We start from the raw sequence: 18,168 nt of genomic DNA, 5'->3' as shown, positions 1-18,168 counted from the left end.
CAGTTATCCCTTCTGAAATTGAATGGGCCGCAGGATTCTTTCCGGCTTGCCTGTCGCAAGTGCTGGGGGGTTAAGTCGACAGTGATGCTCGCAGAGCCGGTCCAATGTCTCGCGCAGGGCCTGTTCCGCTTCAGGATCGTGGGCCAGTTGGGTCTGGAAGCACGGCGGAAATCCCGAGCCCACCAGAATCATTTTGTTGAGCAGCACGTTCAGCGCGACCTGGGAGAAAACCGCCGTGTGTCCATAGCGTCGGCCGACGACCGCAATCGCCGCGAGCTTGTCGCGCAGCGGACGCTCCCGAGGCCGCAGGAAGCCATAGCCGACTCGCTCCAGAAACGCCTGGAAGCGACTGTTGGTGCCGTAGGCATGCATGACGGGGAGATAGAGCACCGCATCGGCGCGGTCCAGCCGCGCCACCTACTGCCCGACGTCGTCCTGCACTTGGCAGTCCTGGTCGGAACAGGCGTTGTCGGCGTCGCAGTAGTCGATCCGGTAATCCTTGAGCCAGATGTCATCGACCGCGACCTCCTCGCCCAGGTGGTGGCGCACCAGCGCCACCACCCGTGCACTGACACCACAAGGTCGGCTTGACCCGACAATGATGGTCAGATTCATGATTCAGGATGCCTCCCGCAACCCTTCTTCGCCAGCCAGGTAGGCGCGCAAAGCCTCTTCCATCAACTGCCCGGTCAGCCAGAGCGTGACGCGTGCCACTTCCTTGATCTGAAGACGATCTGCTTCGGTCTTCACCGCACGCTGCATCGCCATACGCACTTCCTCGGCGTGCTTCTCGTCGATGGTCGAGTGGGCGACGAAGAAGGTCATCTGCTCATCCTTCAAGCCCAGGTCGGCACGGAACCGTTCCAGGATCGGTTGGATATGCTCGTAGACGTCCTCGGCCCAGTAGCTGTAACCCAGGCGAGCGATCGGCCCCTTGCGGATGGCCACATCGTTGAGAAAGGCGATCAGTGCCTGGGTCGGCGCCAGGGGCGCCGGCATGGCTTGCGGCAACAGCCCGACCGACTCCAGGTCACGCAGTACCATGCGCTCGTGGCCCAGCTCTTCCAAGGCGTGCTTGTAGACAAAGCGCAACAGCGTCGTTTCCTCTGGATCGGCACTGAAGGCGCAGGCGGCCTGGTTCACCGAGTTGTAGCGGGTGTAGTGGTAGACCTGCAGCATGAGCTGTTGGTAGAGGGCTGGCGGCGTTGGGTTATCCAGGCTGAATTTCCAGTAGGCGCCCTGCTTGATCTGGGCCCAGCCCGCGTCAACGATAGCGTCGAGTTCCTTGAAGAATGCTTGCATTTCAATTGGCTCCTTTAACATTGAGGTAAACACTTTCGAGTTCCAGGTATACGAGGCTGTAGCGCCGCTCGACCTGTTCCCCGGTCCAGGTAACGTCATCCACCAGCACGCGCCCGCCCAGGCCGACATAGAGCGCAGCCAATTGGCCGCGGCATAGTGCCGAGATGAATCGCAGGTGAGTGTTGGCTTTCAGCCAAATGGCCGCTTGCAGGAGAAACATGCGCAGGTGCCGACCGCCGCGGTATCGCTCGTCCAGCACCAGGCGATTGGCATCGAAGGCATCCGTCGATTGTTCGAAATAGGCCTGCACGTCGACCGCTCGCTCGACGAAGCTCAGGCCATGACCCAGTGGCGTGACGCGCAACGTCCCGACCACTTCGTCCTTGTCCAGGTAGACCAGGTGATAGGACAAGGCGTCGCGCACCTGCTCCCTTCGCTCGAAGTCATCCTCCCGTGCCGGGTTGATCCCCAGGTGGCGACTCCTGAGTTGCCTGACGGACTCGAACAGTTCATTGGCGTTATCAATCACGCGAACAGACAGGCTCATCGCTGACCTCACTGGCCTTGACGCTGATCGACGATGCGCGCTTCTTTCCAACTGAACCAACTGCCAAGGTTCACATGCTCGGCCAGATCGCCCACCACCATGACCGTGGCATCGACCCCCAGCCGTTCGCGCAGGCGCTCCTTGATCAGCAACACCAGACGTCCACGATCGCCTTCGAAGAAGCGCGACATTTCCAACTTGGCGATGACGGTGTCGCGATCATTGGCGCGACTGAGGATGATCTGGTAACCAAGGCATTGTTCGACGCCTTCAAGCAGCGCCTGCTCGATCTGTGCGGCCGAGAAGGCGCGATCGTTCAGTTGCACGGCATCCTTCACCCGACCGACGACCTTGACGGTCTGGCGCATCGATTGCGGATAGCCGGGGCGCGACTGGATCGAGACCAGATCGCCCGTGCGGTAGCGAATCAACGGCTTGCTGCCAGGGATCAGCATGGTCACGCACAACTCACCGTCGCCGGTACAGCCCAGGCTTTCCCCGGACTTGGGATCGAGCACCTCGATGATGTAGTTGAGGCGATGCGGCACCAACTGGTCGTTGGCGTTACAGGCCGCGATGATCATCGCTTCCTGGGAGCCATACAGGCTGTTGTAGGACTGCGCGCCCCACAGGCTGTAGAGGTTGTTCTTCAACGCAGGGGTGCACAGCTCGCCGCTCATCATGAACGTGCGCAGGGCGAAGTCCTCGCGTGGGTTCAAGCCTTGACGCTCGGCTTCCTTGGCCATGGCCAGCAAGAGCCCCGGCGCCGATGCGAGCACGCCGATCCGCAGGTCCTTGAGCAGTTGCAGTGCCTTGGGCCAACCGATCACCGGTGAGTGCGGCCAGATCTTGGCATTACACAAGTCGAGCTGGGTGCAGACATCGCCCAGGGTGTCACCGAAGGAATGGACCTCGGTAGGTCCCATGATGCCGACCACGGTCTTTTCGCCCGGGAAATGCTTTTCGATCACGGCCTGGTAGGCCATGGCCAGTTGGCGATTGCTCGCGTAGCTCTCCTTGCGGTCCCGCGGGCATGGTGTGGCGGGCCCGGTGGTCCCCGTGGTCTCGTAATAGAAGATGCTGTCTTCCAGCGGGCCGGACAAGATGTCGAAGCCTGCTTCGCGCAGATCATCCTTGGTCGTGAATGGCAAGGTGGCGAGGTCATCCAAGGTCAGCGAACGCTCGTCGACTTGGGCAAGGTGCTTGGAATAGAACGGCGAGGACCGCTTCACGTGGCCGACCACTTCCCGCAACTGTGCCTGGTGCCAGGCCGCCAGCTCGGTGTCACTGAGGACGTCGGTCCAATAGGCATGATGAATCGGGTCGTACCGCTTCTTGAATGTCTCTAAATGCTCTTTCATTTCAGCCGCTCAGGTTTGATGGGTTACTGGAACTCAACGGCCGCTACGTTAGTAACAGAACTTATAAATACCCAGCTGCGCTATCTCGCAGTTGTGCGCGCACGAGTTTCTTGTTAAAGGCACGCGCGATTACATACGCGTAGGGCCCCCGTCGACATTCAGAAATGAATGAAAGATTAATATGCCCTCAGCAGTTGACAGCCCTAGGGCACACTGGTAATTTCGCCGCACTGCCAATTATTTCCGCAGTGCTTAGCCAAGACTGGGATGTCTAAAAATGTACTATCACCTTTCTGCTATCAGTTCCTCCCACAGCTATCCCGACAGCTGTTCCCAGGCCATTCTGGCCATCTTCAAAAGCAATATCTGGCGTCGCTAATCCAGCGAAGACCGGAGCCTGTCTGCTGCCTGCCAGCAACGTCCTGATCTTTCCCCTCTGAAATCGAAGGCGCTCGCGCCTTGTGCCCTGCGCAACAATTGGCTGCAATCCATTGCAAGCTTTTTAGTGCGCGCGACATGAACAGCGTCCGTCCCGTCTATTCAGAATATCCGTCAACTCGTATTTAAAGTGCCCGCGCGCTTTATATTCCCGTGGCGCTCTCTTAATCGAGCGCCTGAATCGTTACACCTTGAATATGGTATTAACCTTGAATAAAAATTTAATTGGCGTGAATGTTCTTCGCCGTGAAGAACGTCGACCTACGGATGCACTTGGCATATATGCAAATGCACTGGAAAAACTGGGTCGCGAGTCTGTTTTCATTCTTGAATCACTGTCCGGCCCAAGCCGTGATCGCCGGGCGACGATCGTCGGGCTCGAACCGCTTTTCGAAGTGTGTATCAATGAGGGCCAGGCCCAACTGAGAGGCTGCGCCGCCCTGTGTGAACATTTGTCCGCCAGCCTGCGGCAAGCGGGCATGCAGGTCGATCCGGAACACAAGATCCATCTACCCGACAGCGAGGCTGCGTGGAACCTGCTCCGGGCGATCCAGGCAACGTTCCAACCTGCATCCAACGCCCCTTCGAGCCTGGCATTCTTTGGCTATTTCTCCTACGACTGCGTTCGCCTGATCGAGCGACTTCCCGATCTGGCCAAACAGACCTACGACTACCCGCTCATTGCCCTGTCGGTCTATCAGACCCTGGTTTATTTCCATAGCAATGGCATCGTCGAAACCTTGATCAATAACCACGATCTCTGGTCGCCCCGCACGCTGGAGGACTACCCCTTCCTGAGCACAACCCCGGCATCCGAGGCACTGGCCCCGCCACCATACCCCGAGGGCTTCGAGGAAGAGCGCACGGTGACCCCGGAGCAATTCGTCGAGCGTGTCGAAGTGGCGATGGAGCACATCCGCGCCGGCGACGTCTACCAGATCCAGCTCGGTCATGAGATTCGCATCCGCTCGCAGGTTTCGCCGTTCGACGTGTACCAGAACCTGCGCCTGCGCAACCCTTCCCCCTACATGTACCTGGCCCACGTAGGCGGCATCGACCTGATCGGCGCCAGCCCCGAGCTGTTCGTCAGGATCAAGGACGACTTGATCGAGATGCGCCCGATCGCCGGCACCGTGGGCAAGAAGCCTGGCGTCGATCCGACTCAGTTGGTCCTGGAGCTGACCCGCTCCGAGAAGGAGCGCGCCGAACACCTGATGCTCATAGACCTGTGTCGCAACGATATCGGTCGCGTGTGCCAGGCCGGCTCGCTGGAGGTCGATGAGTTCATGCTGGTGGAAGAGTACTCGCACCTCTACCACATGGTGTCGAACGTTCGCGGCTTGCTGCGCCCGGGCCTGGATGCCTTCGACGTGATCAAGGCCTCGTTCCCCGCGGGCACCATGTCCGGCGCGCCCAAGGTTAGAGCGATGGAGCTGATCGAAGGGATGGAAAGCAACCGCCGGGGCATTTATGCCGGGGCCCTGGGCCTGGTCGGTTTCGATGGCAGCGTCAACACCGCATTGTGCATTCGCTCGACGGTCTTCGATGAGGGTACGTACCACTTGCGTGCGTCCGCCGGAGTGGTGGCCGATTCGGTGCCAGAGCTTGAGTGGAAAGAGACACTGTACAAGATGGGTTCCGTCTATCGGGCAGTGACCGGCCAGGAGATCGCACTGTGAAAGTATTCTTGATCGACGCCTATGACAGCTTCGTCTTCATCATCAGCCAATACCTGGAACAACTGGGGCTGGAAACCCACGTCGAGCGTCACGACGTACCGGACCTCATCCAGCGCATTGAAGCGTTCTCACCGGATTTCTGCGTGCTGGGCCCTGGGCCTGGGCATCCGGCCGATGTGGGCTACATCGAAGTGATCAGGCACTTTCAGGGACGCCTGCCGCTGCTGGGTGTGTGCCTGGGTCACCAGGCCATCGGCCTGGCCTTCGGTGCCCAGGTTTGCCGGGCCCCACACGTGATGCACGGCAAGGTGAGCACGATCGAGAACGACGGCAAGGGCGTCTATGACCACACCCAGGCACATGCGATTAGGGCGACCCGCTACCACTCGTTGATGATCAGCGAGCAGCCGTTACCCGACTGCCTGGAGATCACGTCCAGATCCACGGACGACGGCTATGTCATGGGCGTGCGCCATCGCCACCTGCCGGTGGAGGGCGTGCAGTTCCACCCTGAAAGCATCCTCACCGAAAACGGCCTGGACCTGTTCCGCAGCTTCATCCGGTGTCACGTGCACAAGTGATCCATCCGGAGGGGGCATGCGCCCCTTCCTTCCTGTACTCCGACTGTTTCATTCCTGCTACAACTAGAGCGATCCGTTTATGGACAAACACCACTCCCCCGCCTGCGGCCGGACCCAAGCCGAGCGTGCTGCTACGCTGACCGCCTTCACGAGCCTCGCCAAGGATGCCAACCGTTGCGATTGGGAGCGCCTGCTGAACAAAGTACTGCGCCAACTCGGCTTCGGCAGCTACCTCATCAGCCTCGGGCCGGCAACGCCGGGGGATACCGACCCTCTCGCCGGTCTCATCACCACCTTCCCCAAACGCTGGCTGGAACACTACCGCTGTGATGGGTTGATCGAGATCGACCCGATACTCAGACACTGTCGACGCGAGCTGGTGCCGCTTTTCTGGGACAGCGAACGACGGCGCGCCCGGGGACGCTCCCGGCATTTCTGGGAGCAACGCGAGCTACACGGCCTGCGCAGCGGCGTGAGCATCCCACTGCGCTACGAAATGCTCAGGGGAACCTTGAGCGTGGCCTTCGACGACACACAGATCACCGAACAGAAAGGGGTTTCCAACCCTGCCGTCTATCAACTGTTCATGCTCATTCCCTACCTGCTCGCCGGGATACGACATCAACTGCAACGGCCTGCCCAAGCGCGCCAGGACCTGACGCCCAAGGAAATGGACTGCCTGTACTGGGCCAGCGAAGGAAAGACCACCTGGGAAATCAGCCACATCCTGACCTGCTCCGAACGCACCATCGACTTCCACCTGCTCAATGCGCGACGCAAGCTGGGCTCGGTAAGCCGCCAACAGGCCGTCAGTGCTGCGGTGGCCTGTGGGTTGGTCATGCCGACCGTTATCTCGCCGACTACCGGTGCCAGAAATGAGCAAAAAAGTGTTTCTACGACAGTCCACCCTCAGGGATAACCTGATGGCCTATTCAAGTCAGCAATGGCAAGCTTCCAACCTGCAGCGCAGGCCCGTGTGCAGCCGGGCAGCAATATCCGATGCTTGCAGCCATTGACTTCGGGTATCCATCACCTGTTATTCAACTGAACAAGGATGTAGGCATGAAAATCTCTCTTGGTCTCGTCGCCCTGGCCGGGTGCCTGTCCACCTTCGCTGTTTCGGCCGCTGGCCCGAGCCACAGCGATCTGTTCAAGGCACTGGCGCAGTGCCAGGCCAGTGCGCAGCAGGTGGGCGAGTTCAACAACCTGGTTGACGCCGAGCAACTGACGCTCCCCAAGGATGAAGCGCACACCCCGTGGGGCGGCGGCGCCTGGCAAGCCTCGCCGGCGCTGACGGTGCACGGCGTGTCGTCGACCACCCTGGTGATGACCGACCGCTTCAGCTTCTTTCTCCAGGCCAAAAGCAGCAACCCGAAGGCCGACGCAGAGAAATTCGCCAGCGCCCTGAAACTGGAAAAGACGCTGGATACCGACGGCTACGTGGATTACCAGCGCAACCTCGACAACGGCGCGACCCTGCGCGTGGTCTCCACCGAAAACAAGGACAGCGATCTCTACGTAGGTTGCACCTATCAGCAGGACGCGTCCTGAGACCAGGCGACCTCGACAACGCCTTCACCCAGTCGCAAGGCCGGGCCATACCCAGAGCCAATGTGGGATCTGTGCCTATCGAAAGGCTCGGGCCATACCCAGCCCCCTGTGTGCGAGCTTGCTCGCGATGGCCCCCGCCCTGCCGACACTTCATTGCCCGCCCCACCGTCTTCGCGAGCAAGCTCGCTCCCACAGGGTGCACTCAGTCATCGTTAAATGGCGCTGTTGCATCTCTTTCACCCGGCGGACCGGGACGCTGCAAAGCCGAGCAATTCGAGCCTGGGCCCGCTCCATCGAGCTGTGTCGCGACGAAAGCAAATGCATCATCCAGTGAACCCAGCAGCACCCCGTCATGCCCCAGGCCTTCATACGTGCGCCAGGTGACTTGATTGCCAGCGGCACACAACGCCACCGCGACGGCATACTGGCGCACGGGCGTGATCGTTTGATCAGCCAGGCCGGTGGCAATGAATAACGGGAACGCAATCGATGCCTGCGGCATGTCGGTCGTTGGGATGCGCGCAGCATCCAATGCCTCGGGAGTAATGGTCATAAGCTCGGCAAACGAACCGACCTGTAACGCTTTGGATTTGCGAGCAATGTCCCGGGTACAGCCCTCCCGGGCGACACGCAACAGCTCAAGCCCCTTGGCCGTCAGGATGTCCTCTATCCGTGGCTGGCCCTCGCGCAAGCCACCGGAGGCCAATGTCAGGAACACCGTGTTGGACTGGCGCGGCGGCAACGCAATGGGACCTTGGGGAAATGTGCTGTTCGGAGCCGTGAGTACCGCACTCCGGATAGGAAGCTCCGGTGCGTAGCGGCCGGCAAGGATCGCTGCCCCCAACGCCGCTCCTCCCCCTTGGGATTGCCCGGCCAGAATTGTGTGATTGGCGATCAGGCCGGGCCTGATCGAACGAGCAGCACGAATCGAGTCCAGCACAGAGCGTCCCTCGGCCTGCCAGAACGTATAGGGGTGCGGTCCCGGCCCTCCCAGACCTTGATAATCGGTGGCGACCACCGCGAAGCCGCGCATCAGCCAGCGATTGATGTAAGCCGCATCACGGTCGCGCCATCCGGCCCAGGACGGTGCGCAGGCATCGGCAATCCCCAGTGTACCGTGGGCCCAGGCCAACAGCGGCCAGCCTTGCGCCGGCGGACCTCCAGCTGGCAGGTACAATGTCCCGCTGACCGGAACGAGTCCGGAGTGCCAGCGCTCGTCGGTGGAGCTGTAGAGCAGGCGCAAAGCCTGTGCGGCGGCCGGCATCTGCGGCTGCACCGGCAACGTCTCGCTTCGCAGCAGCGCACCGGGCAGAGGGGGCATTGCTTCAGACCAGCGGTAAAACGCCGACGGCGCCCTATCTCCCGCGGCAGGCCCGACGGGGAGCGTGCCAGCCACCAGGGTATTGGCCGTCATGACGATGAGCATGCCGACGCAGGTTCGTGCAAAGTCCGCGATACAGAACAGGCTCATGGGACGTTCGCCTGAGCGCAAAGTACCTTGCGCAAAGCGCAGCCCTGGACAGCAATGACGTTGCGCACGACAGGGGCCACCTCATTGAATCGAACGAACCCGTGAGTCATGTTCGCGAGTACCTGCAGGTGTGTAGCCACGCCCGCGCTTTCCAACCGCTGCGCCAACTCACGGTTTTCATCTCGCAGCGGGTCCAGTTCGCCCACGACCAATCGCACCGGTGGCAAGCCAGCCAAGTCAGCGTTGATCGGCTGCACCCGCCAGTCATCTTCGTCATTGGGCAGGTAGCTGGTCCAGTAGGCACTCATGGTCTCCACCGACAGATTCTGCCCCCCGTATCCACCCAGCCTTTGCCACGATTCGGAGGTCATATCGCGCGAGTAGCTGCCGTAGAACAGCAACAACTGCCGCAGCACATCCAACCCCGCGTCGCGTAGCGCAATCGCAGCCCCCAAGGCCAGGTTGGCGCCCGCCGAATCCCCGCCCAAGGCATAACCACGTACGGGGCAATCCGTGATTGCCCCGAGCTTGATGACCCGGCTGACGATCGACACCACTTCGTTGAACGCCACCGGAAATCGATATTCCGGCGATAACGCATAGTCGATGGACAGCACCGCCAAGCCACTGTCACGCACCAACTGGCGCAGCGGCGCATCCCAGCCGCCGAGCGAGCCGTGGCGAAACCCACCACCGTGGCAGTAGAACATCAAGCAAGGCGTCTCATCGCCCTCTGGCCAATAGAGCTTGCAGGGCACCGTTCGACCATCGACGGCAAACCCCAAGGTACGCTCGTAGGATAGCGGCACACTGCGTTGTGCCGCCCAGGCATTGATCCGTTCCAGTTGCGCCCGGACATGTTGCACGTCCCCCTGCACAACCGGCAGCAGCCCTTGTTCACGCAGCGTCGTGGCCACGGCCACCAGGTCAGGATGAACCGGCGGGGGTGAATCCGCCGACGAGCTTTCAACGCAACTCATGGCCAGTCCTCCTCAACGGCTCCAAGCGCGTCCAGCAGCATGAACGCCCATTGAGCCCCGTGCCTGTCCCGGTCCTGCAAGGCGGCCTGAACGACAGGACGCGGCGGGCGGCCCTGGGTTTCAACAGCGTCTGGTCAAACGCCGCCCGTGGGAAACCGGTGCCAATGGCGCCCGTTGGCGTCAGGACTTTGATCGGGGTATTCATGGATTCTCCTTCGAGCCAGTAGAGCGACGTCCGTCAGCGATGACGCAATCACCCGGCGGGCTACGCCCCTCCAGGACGGCCACCGCACATTGAGCGGCAATCAGATTGGTACGATTGAGCCCCTCGACCGTAGAAGCGCCGACATGGGGCGTCACGATCACGTTAGGGAGCTGGATGAGTTGTTCGGTCACGATCGAAAGCGCCGGATCCGACTCGCTTTCGAATACGTCCAGCCCTGCCCCGGCCAATTGCTTTTCTCGCAGAGCCCACAGCAGATCCGCATCACGCACCAGCCCACCCCTCGCGGTATTGATCAGCACCGCGGAAGGCTTCATCCGTTTCAGCGCATGCCTATCGATCAGCCCGTGGGTGTGTGGGTTGAGCGGCGCATGAAGGGTGATGAAATCGCTTTCCTCGAGCAGCGTTTCCAGGTCGACAAAGCAATTTCTTGAAATGCCGTCGACGTGGGCGCTGCCCGGGTCGGGGGTGCAGATCAGCGGCTTGATTTCGAACCCCGACAACCGCTGCAGCACACCCCGACCAATCCGGCCCAAACCGACGACGCCAACGGTCTTGCGATAGAGGTCGCCTCCCAGGGGGATCGTCCAGTCATTGGCGGACAACCCCAACTGGCAATGCTTGAGCTGGCGACACACGGCGAGCATCAACGCTACGGCGTGGTCAGCGACGCTGGCATCGTTGCCACCGATAGCAATCGTCGCCACCTTCCCCGCCGCCTCCACTGCTGCCGTATCGACCCGCTCGTAGCCCACGCCACGACGAGCGATGACCTGCAGGCGCGGGAGCGCATTCAACAGGCTCGACGTCACGTGCGCGTGTCCGACGATCCAACCGTCGGCATCGTGAAGAAGATCGATCAACTGGCGTTCGCTCAAGTCACCATCCGCTTGCCCCTGAGCCAGTGGCGCGACGACAACGTCACAGCCCTGGCTCTGCAGGAAGCGCACGCTTTTTGAATCGAAGAATCGCTGTGTCACCACTATTGTGTGGCGTGGTTTAAACATCACGGGCCCTCTCGATAGATATGTCCGACAATCAAAATGCGTAATCCAGGTACACCCGAGCCTCTGAGCCGCTCACCACGTTGTCGGGTTGAGCGGACACAAGCGCGACAAAGTCCTGGTCGATTCGGTAATCGATATAAATCAAACCCACTGAAAGCCCGGCGTATTCCTTTTCATCGAAGCGATAGTAGAGACGGTATTCGTTCTGCCGTTCGCGCACGTCAGTGCGCCGGCCACTCAAAGGATCAGTGGCGTCAAACTCGCCTTGCTTGTAAATGGCCATGACCTTGAAACCGTCCAGCGAAGCGCCTAATAACGAATGCCCGCTCAAGTCGTACTCGGCACCTATTTGCCAGGTTCGCTCACCATCGTTATTGAAGTCATTGCCGGAGCGTGTCCAAGCGTCCATCTTGCCATCCACGTTATCGGCATGATCGAAATAGGCATACCCAAGTTGCCCATTAGTCAACTCGGCTTTTGTCTCGGAAAATGAGACGCCCAGGCGAAGTTTATCGAGCAACAAACCCAGGTTGATATTCAACCATGTTGCCTCGTCATCATAAGCGGCCTGGCCCGCCTGCCAATCGCGTGCCCAGATCCGTCCAGCCTTTTGGAACTCGTAATATTGACCGTCCAATACAATGCCGGCTTTTTCACCGAGGGGTGCTTTAAGCGTCAATCCGTAACGGGTGTTTTCATTGAAATCCCGCGACACGCCATGGTCGTAACTCAGCTCGATGGCCTTCAAATCGTATTTGATGCCGTAGGTGTACAGGTCTTTTATTTCCTCGCCTGACTGGCTCAGCAGATGTTCGAATTCTTCTCGGTCCCGAGGAGAAGTGCGATTGATGTAGGCGGTTTCAAACCCCAACGTACCGGGAAGCGGGCCAATGCCCATCTCGGTAAAATTCAAGTGAGCCCGGCCTCCTTGATAGGAACCCGGGACGATCCGAGTGTCGAGCGTGACCAACGTCCCCGCATCGAACCGGCCCCGGCCTATTTGCGAATCGGCGTTCCAGCCGTTTCCCTCATAACGCAACTTGAAGTAACTCTGCCCGACTTTGGCGAAGCCGCCGTTAGTGCCATCGGTGTCGTCAAACAAATTCCGACCATTGTCTTTGGAGTCGATCATGGCCACGCCATACAACGAGGCATCGAATCCTGCAACACCGGCCCAATAGCTAGAGTTATAGTCCAGGATCGCGCCAACCCCTGTCCCGCCCAGTTCGGCACCGTCCGGAAAACCACCAAAACGGTCTTCGATCAAATCGTTGGTTATCTGCGTATTGATATACATCGCCCGCAGATAAGCATTCAACTTGCCTTCATGCTGGAACCTGTCCGGGTTACTGATAGTTGCGGAAAGACAAATATCAGCTACAAACAATGTCGACAGCAACGTCATAGCGACGGCATTAATCGAGTTCATCGACCACCTCATCTATTATTTTTATTTTGACGTAAGCAGACGCGACCGAGCGTCCTTGAAACGTTGGTGCAACAAACTAGTTATTCAGATAATTGCCCGTGTAATAACGGCCGTTACAATCAGAACAAGGCTGCTGCCGATGGCCCAGAGCAGGCAATAGCGTTGCATGTCACCCATGTCGCGCTTGATGATCCCGCTGATGAGATAAACCGCGGCGACCAACGGGCTAAGCGCATGGACGGGTTGTCCCAGTACCGATGCGCGGGCGATATGCATCGGGTCGATACCGTACTCGGCGCCCGCCGCGCCCAGCACCGGCAAAATACCGAAAAAAAACGCGTCGTTGGACAACAAGAAGTTAAGCGGCAAGGCGACCAGCGCGGTAATGATGCTGAAGTATTGCCCGCCACCGTCAGGAATCAGTTGGACGATTTTCTCCGACATGCCATCGATCATACCGGTGCCTGACAAAATCCCGGTGAACGCACCTGAAGCAAAGATCAGGGCGATGACCATCAGGACGCTTTCGGAATGAGCCGCGACCCGAGCCTTCTGTTCCGACAAGCGCGGATAGTTGATCAGCAAGGCCAGGGAAAAACCCACCATCATTAACATCGGCAAAGGTGCCAGCCCTGTCGCCATGGCGTACATGAGCCCTGCGGTGAGCGCCAGGTTCACCCAGAAAAGCTTCGGCCGTTGTGTGTCCGATTGCACGGTCGGCAAGGCGACCTCCTGGGGTGCAACGTCCTGGGTACCGGGTGTCCAACCCAAGCGACGTCGCTCCTTGTGGCCTATCCAAAACGCCACAACGAATGCGTAGGCAAGCCCTGCGCACAGGGCGGGCACCAATCCCAGGAACATCTGCGCTACATCAAGATGAAGGGCACTGGCGGCTCGGGCGACCGGCCCTCCCCAGGGAATCAGGTTCACCACCGTGTTGGTCAGCAAAAGCATCAGCGCCAGAATGAGTGGGTTCATCCCCAGTCGCAGGTAGAGCGGCAGGAACGCGGTCGTAACGATCAAGACCGTTGTCGCACCGTCCCCATCGAACGAAATAACTGCAGCCAACAGCGCCGTGCCCAGCACGACTCTAAGCGGGTCATTGCCTACATACCGCAGAATTCGCCGTACGGCGGGCTCAAAGAGCCCTGCGTCAAACATGATCGCGAAATACAGGATGGCAAACATCAACATCAATGCAGTGGGGGCTACTTGCTTGACGCCGTCCATCACCATTGCGCCCAGTTCCGGCCCTGCCCCACTGGCCAGCCCGAAAGCAACCGGAATGAGGATGAGCGCCGTCACTGCAGAAAGTCGTTTGCTTATGATCAATGCCATAAACGTGACGACCATTGCGAAACCTAACCAAGCCATGCGTTTCACCTTTTCGTTTTTATTTTTATCGATGTCATCGAAAATCAATGTGAACAACTTTTGCGCACTCGAAATCTACATAGGGGGTCAAAAGCTGTAAATCTTGATTTTTTTCGTCAATATCCCTATCAATCGCGTCAGCTTGGACGAACGACTTGAGTCATTCTTGGATAGAAAATTGCCTTTTTGTAGACATTGACGAAATGTCGGTATATCTAATAAACATGTACGCCTTTTAATCAATCTGATCGGACTCGTCATGCCACAACAAGAAGACCTCTACCTTTCGGCAGAAGAGGCGGCAACCCTACTCGGCATCAGCCTGCCGACGCTGTACGCCTATGTCAGCCGCAAAAATATCCGTTCCCTCAAGATCCCAGGTACGCCCAAGCGCCGCTATTGGGCCGAAGACATCCAGCGCCTGGTCAAGCGCCCGGTGGGAGAGAAACACGCGTCCAAGCGCTCGTCGCCGTCGGACAGCGCGATTACGCTGATCACCGATGACGGCCTGTTTTATCGGGGCCATGACGTCATCGAACTGGCTGACCGTGCGACAGTTGAAGACGTCGCCGAATTGATCTGGCAAGTGCCTGGGGCGTTCGGCGCGTCGCTGCCTCGCGTACCGAAGGACTGCGTCAAGCTGTTGGATATCTACGAACACATGTCCGCCCAGGAAAAAGCCATCGCGCTTTTCCCTTTGGTACAACGAGAAAACCCCAAGGCCTTTGACCTTTCCCCTGAAAGTTACGCCCGTACCGGCGCCGATGTCGTGAGGTGGTTTGCCGCATTGGTGGTAGGCGCCACCGAACCGAGTGCGCACCCCTTGCATGAATTCATCACCCGATCTTGCGGCGCCCCGCCAGAACACGCCGATCTGATCCGCCGCCTGCTGATCCTCAGTATCGATCACGAGCTGGATCACACCACCCACAGCGTGCGCGTCGCCGCCACGACGGGTGCTACCCCCTACTACGCAGTCATTGCCGGCCTCGCCGCTGCCCGCGGTCACAAGATCGCGTATGGCCGAAATGAAGCCGCCAGCAGGATGATCGAGGAAATCTGTACCGCCGCGGACCCTGCGCATCCTATCTTGCAGCGCTACAGCCAGGACGGGCACATTGTCGGGTTCGGCCCCAATGTCCATTCCATCAACGATCCGCGAGCCAGTAATCTCATGGCGGCATTGACCACGGCGTTCGCTGGCGACCGCGAGTTCGAAAAGCTGCAGAAAGCCTTTGCAGTGGCATCGGAGCTCGTTGCGTACCCACCAGAATTCATCCTTCCGGTGAGTTTCATCGGTCGCAAGTTCGGGCTGCATGGACAGGAAATTTCATTGGCGGGCGTCGGACGCCTGATCGGCTGGATAGCCCATGCCAGCGAGCAATACAACCAGCACCATGACGCCCGCCCTCGCGCCCGCTACGTAGGAACTTTGCCAACGGCCACCACGACCGGCCGCTGCTAAGCCCCGCTTGGTCGCTCCTTTTGCGAGAACGCGTTGAAGCGACCGACCGGCTATGAAACAGCCATCGCTTTAAACAGTGGCTGGAACCGGGTTTGTTTCTCAAGGCCAGCGACGAACCCAAGCACTTCGGCCTGCGCCGACGTGTCGATATGCGGCATGGCCATGCGCCGGAATTTACGTTCGAAATCACAATCGGTCATCGGCGTTTCGACTGACCCGGGCCCGGTGATCATCTCGCTCACGATGTGCTCGCCGCAAACCAGGGTCACGCTGACACGGTTGGCCAGATGCCGTGGGAACAGTGCGGTCAATGCCGGATCCTCAACGACGCTGACCTTGTCCATCAAGGCAATCGCCACCGGGTCGGCAATCTTCTCAGGGCAATACGAGCCCACCGTGATGTCACCGTCGAGCAAGGCCCGGACCACGTTATAAGGCAGGCTGTGGTCGGCCGTTTCCCGGGTTTTCGGCAGCCATTTCTCCGGCGTATCCGCCAGTACCCGACGGTTGAATTCTGACGTTTCGATCTTAATGGCAGCGATGTCCTTCACCCCGTCGATGCGTTTGCGAATATCAAGCGCGGCCCAGACGGCAGTGTGCAACTCACCATTGGTAGGGAATGTCTTGGTCAGGGAGCGCCGTATGAGGTAATCACCGTTGTCGGGCGTCGCAAAATGATTCGTGTCCAGTTCGAATGGTCCCGAAACCTGCTTGAAGAACCCCATCTCACCTTCAAACAATAGGTGGGTCAGTCCTCGTCCATGAGGCGAACAGATCAAGGCGCGACGCGGCGCCCAACGTCTCAGTCGATGACCACGTCAAGCAAGCGGACGTATTGCTGGCCGGCGTGCATGTCGCGCTCGACCATTCCGCCTTGTGGCGTTGTGCGGGGATAGGAAATCTTGACCATTTCCAGGTCCGGCACCGCAATGCGCTTGACCCGTTCGGGATCGGTGCCATAGAGACTGGCGAATTGCGCGGGGGACAGCGCGGCACAGTCGGAATAACGCTCGAAATTCTCGCGCCCATTGAAAAAAATATCGAACGTAATCCAGAACGGCCCGGCTTGTTTGGATCGAACATGCCGACAGACATCACGCAATTTAATCATTGTGCAAGCTCCTTCATTGCGGTCAACGTGTCCGCCCCATCAACCCATGTCAGGCGTACCAACTCCATGGGATTCTCAAGTTGCACCACGTGATTCAACTTGAACTCATAAATTTGCCCTCGGGGTATATCCGCAGGAGTAAAGGCGAATCCGTACGAAGGTAATTCCTTGCCCATGACACTGGGATAATGAAAGAAGTAGGGATTACAGGCATGAGCAATCGTATTAGCCATTTCCTGCGTGGCGGCAGTGGCTACAAACAACATGCCTATTTCAGGCGGCGGCATTGTTCCGGAAGGTGGTTTTACACCGGTGACGCCATTCCACCCATACATGCGCAGGGAGATATGAAACTCGCCCAGCTCTTCGGATGGAATGGATTGACGGGTTCTTGTATAAAGTGCCTCGAGCAAACGATCATGAAACCCATCTATATCATTGAGCACATCCGGGTCCTGGATGCCCACCAACATGATCGTTTGATATAAACCAGCGGCGGCCCCTTCCAACTTCATCGTGTAGGGCATTTTTTCCCAGCGCGAGCCTTCCACTCGGACGGCACGCCCATTTACAGCGATATAACGCGCCTGGGCCACATTCAAGACACCGCCAGGCTCCACCAACCGGAACGGATCGCTGTTTTCATAGAGCATGTGGGCCGAGACGCTGTGGGGCGTGCACTGGTTGTCCCGGCTCAACGGCTCGACTTCAAAGCCGTTGGCATCGACACTTAGCAAGATGCCCGATCCGAGCGTGGGGTTGACGGCGCACTGTACGCCGCATTCGCCCGTCTTGCCGGCATGCCAGGACGGTCCCCAGGGCGCGCCTTTCCAGATGGGATAACAGGCAATGACAGCAGTGTCGGTCGCGCGGCCGGCCAATATGATATCGGCACCGCCGTCCAGAGCGGCGATAAAGGGTTCTACCCCCAGCGCCGCGACAATGTGTTCACAACTGTCCACCGTGGCGTCTTCCAACTCGCCATGAGGCGGGAGCGGCTTGATACGACCTGCTGCATTGAGTTTCTTGATGGTGCCCTTGTCTTGCTCGCAATAGATGAGCGCAATTTTCGGTGACACGCCCAACTCCCTGGCGATTTCCAAGGCAATATCACGTGTCCAATTCAGATTGAGATCACCGCCCGCCTGCCCCGCGGTCCCCACAATGATCGGCACTCCGGACCTCGCCTGGGCTTTCATCAATATCGTCAGGTCACGCTTGACTGCGCCTCGGTTGTTCTTGGATTTTCCAAGTGCAAGATAAGCCGCACCGCTATCCGTTGAACCTGCGTCCGTGGCGATTACTTGCGCCCCGGCGGCCAGCCCATAGGCAATTTCTTCTTCTCGAACACCCGCACCCAAAGAACCACAGGGCACGATCACTTTTATACAACCTTCAAATAACTGCGCCATAACAACCTCTTCCAGACCACTCAGTGCGCCAATAATAATGGCTGCAATTGCGCTGACAAGTGGACAGAATTTATCCATATATCATTAACCAAGAAACTACGAATCAGGCACTTCAGGAATAACCTGATCGATATGGCAACCAGGCTAGGAACACATTTTTTATTTCCAGACGGGTGTGTTAAAAGCTTATCTCAGCGGTGTGTTCGATGGGCACTTGCATGGCAAAGCATGAACTTT

The 18,168-nt window shown here is 58.7% G+C and carries 16 protein-coding genes and 1 pseudogene; 5 read left to right on the top strand and 12 right to left on the bottom strand.

The genetic code is table 11. From position 1 onward, the window contains the following. Positions 1-3: 3 nt before the first annotated feature. The 4 genes and pseudogenes from BLQ55_RS20095 to BLQ55_RS20080 form a co-directional block, all read right to left on the bottom strand. Positions 4-615, bottom strand: a pseudogene (locus BLQ55_RS20095) (flavodoxin family protein). Between the two features lie 3 nt (positions 616-618). Then, positions 619-1,302, bottom strand: a complete 684-nt coding sequence (locus tag BLQ55_RS20090; protein WP_092256269.1) for an iron-containing redox enzyme family protein — start codon at positions 1,300-1,302, stop codon at positions 619-621. Position 1,303: 1 nt separating this feature from the next. Then, positions 1,304-1,849 (bottom strand): GNAT family N-acetyltransferase, encoded by a 546-nt coding sequence (locus BLQ55_RS20085; protein WP_092256266.1) that lies wholly within the window; start codon positions 1,847-1,849, stop codon positions 1,304-1,306. 8 nt (positions 1,850-1,857) lie between these two features. Further along, positions 1,858-3,210: a phenylacetate--CoA ligase family protein gene (locus BLQ55_RS20080; RefSeq protein ID WP_092256263.1), complete on the bottom strand. Its 1,353-nt coding sequence runs from the start codon at positions 3,208-3,210 to the stop codon at positions 1,858-1,860. Between the two features lie 647 nt (positions 3,211-3,857). Between BLQ55_RS20080 and BLQ55_RS20075 the strand changes: the two genes are divergently transcribed. The 4 genes from BLQ55_RS20075 (at position 3,858) to BLQ55_RS20060 (ending at position 7,459) form a co-directional block, all read left to right on the top strand. Further along, entirely contained in the window at positions 3,858-5,327 is a 1,470-nt protein-coding gene (locus tag BLQ55_RS20075; RefSeq protein ID WP_092256260.1) for an anthranilate synthase component I family protein, read from the top strand. After that, entirely contained in the window at positions 5,324-5,908 is a 585-nt protein-coding gene (locus BLQ55_RS20070) for an anthranilate synthase component II (RefSeq protein ID WP_003200640.1), read from the top strand. Before BLQ55_RS20075 ends, BLQ55_RS20070 begins: the two co-directional genes overlap by 4 nt. Before the next feature lie 79 nt (positions 5,909-5,987). Next, positions 5,988-6,827: a helix-turn-helix transcriptional regulator gene (locus BLQ55_RS20065; protein ID WP_092203537.1), complete on the top strand. Its 840-nt coding sequence runs from the start codon at positions 5,988-5,990 to the stop codon at positions 6,825-6,827. A gap of 143 nt (positions 6,828-6,970) precedes the next feature. Then, positions 6,971-7,459, top strand: a complete 489-nt coding sequence (locus tag BLQ55_RS20060) for a hypothetical protein (protein WP_092203535.1) — start codon at positions 6,971-6,973, stop codon at positions 7,457-7,459. A 202-nt stretch (positions 7,460-7,661) separates the two neighbouring features. Here the strand turns inward: BLQ55_RS20060 and BLQ55_RS20055 are convergent, their stop codons facing one another. From BLQ55_RS20055 to BLQ55_RS20035, 5 genes are all read right to left on the bottom strand, one after another. Next, positions 7,662-8,930: a lipase family protein gene (locus BLQ55_RS20055; RefSeq protein ID WP_092256257.1), complete on the bottom strand. Its 1,269-nt coding sequence runs from the start codon at positions 8,928-8,930 to the stop codon at positions 7,662-7,664. Then, complete coding sequence (locus BLQ55_RS20050; RefSeq protein ID WP_092256254.1) at positions 8,927-9,910, bottom strand: alpha/beta hydrolase; 984 nt, start codon at positions 9,908-9,910, stop codon at positions 8,927-8,929. Before BLQ55_RS20050 ends, BLQ55_RS20055 begins: the two co-directional genes overlap by 4 nt. Positions 9,911-10,111: 201 nt before the next feature. After that, a complete protein-coding gene (locus BLQ55_RS20045) occupies positions 10,112-11,140 on the bottom strand; it encodes a phosphoglycerate dehydrogenase (protein ID WP_092256251.1) in 1,029 nt (342 codons plus the stop codon). Positions 11,141-11,171: 31 nt separating this feature from the next. After that, positions 11,172-12,569 carry an OprD family outer membrane porin gene (locus BLQ55_RS20040; RefSeq protein WP_218130117.1) on the bottom strand — a complete coding sequence of 466 codons (1,398 nt, stop codon included), beginning with the start codon at positions 12,567-12,569 and terminating at the stop codon, positions 11,172-11,174. A gap of 84 nt (positions 12,570-12,653) precedes the next feature. Next, a complete protein-coding gene (locus tag BLQ55_RS20035) occupies positions 12,654-13,943 on the bottom strand; it encodes a CitMHS family transporter (RefSeq protein ID WP_176814227.1) in 1,290 nt (429 codons plus the stop codon). A gap of 259 nt (positions 13,944-14,202) precedes the next feature. Here BLQ55_RS20035 and BLQ55_RS20030 point away from each other — a divergent pair, with 259 nt between their 5' ends. Continuing rightward, positions 14,203-15,408 (top strand): citrate synthase, encoded by a 1,206-nt coding sequence (locus tag BLQ55_RS20030; RefSeq protein ID WP_092256244.1) that lies wholly within the window; start codon positions 14,203-14,205, stop codon positions 15,406-15,408. Positions 15,409-15,458: 50 nt separating this feature from the next. Here the strand turns inward: BLQ55_RS20030 and BLQ55_RS20025 are convergent, their stop codons facing one another. The 3 genes from BLQ55_RS20025 to BLQ55_RS20015 all read right to left on the bottom strand — a co-directional run bounded on the left by BLQ55_RS20025 (position 15,459) and on the right by BLQ55_RS20015 (position 18,009). Further along, a complete protein-coding gene (locus tag BLQ55_RS20025) occupies positions 15,459-16,133 on the bottom strand; it encodes an MmgE/PrpD family protein (RefSeq protein ID WP_176814225.1) in 675 nt (224 codons plus the stop codon). A gap of 77 nt (positions 16,134-16,210) precedes the next feature. After that, complete coding sequence (locus BLQ55_RS20020; protein ID WP_092256239.1) at positions 16,211-16,519, bottom strand: DUF4387 domain-containing protein; 309 nt, start codon at positions 16,517-16,519, stop codon at positions 16,211-16,213. Beyond that, positions 16,516-18,009, bottom strand: coding sequence for an acyclic terpene utilization AtuA family protein (locus tag BLQ55_RS20015; protein ID WP_256326615.1), 1,494 nt, complete (start codon positions 18,007-18,009; stop codon positions 16,516-16,518). The genes BLQ55_RS20020 and BLQ55_RS20015 overlap by 4 nt, the downstream gene beginning before the upstream one ends. Positions 18,010-18,168 lie beyond the last annotated feature (159 nt).

Source organism: Pseudomonas sp. NFACC13-1, assembly GCF_900104425.1.
Taxonomy (GTDB): Bacteria; Pseudomonadota; Gammaproteobacteria; order Pseudomonadales; family Pseudomonadaceae; genus Aquipseudomonas; species Aquipseudomonas fluorescens_AA.
Note: the sequence above shows the minus strand (reverse complement) of the source record. Positions and strands in the feature narration are given on the sequence as shown.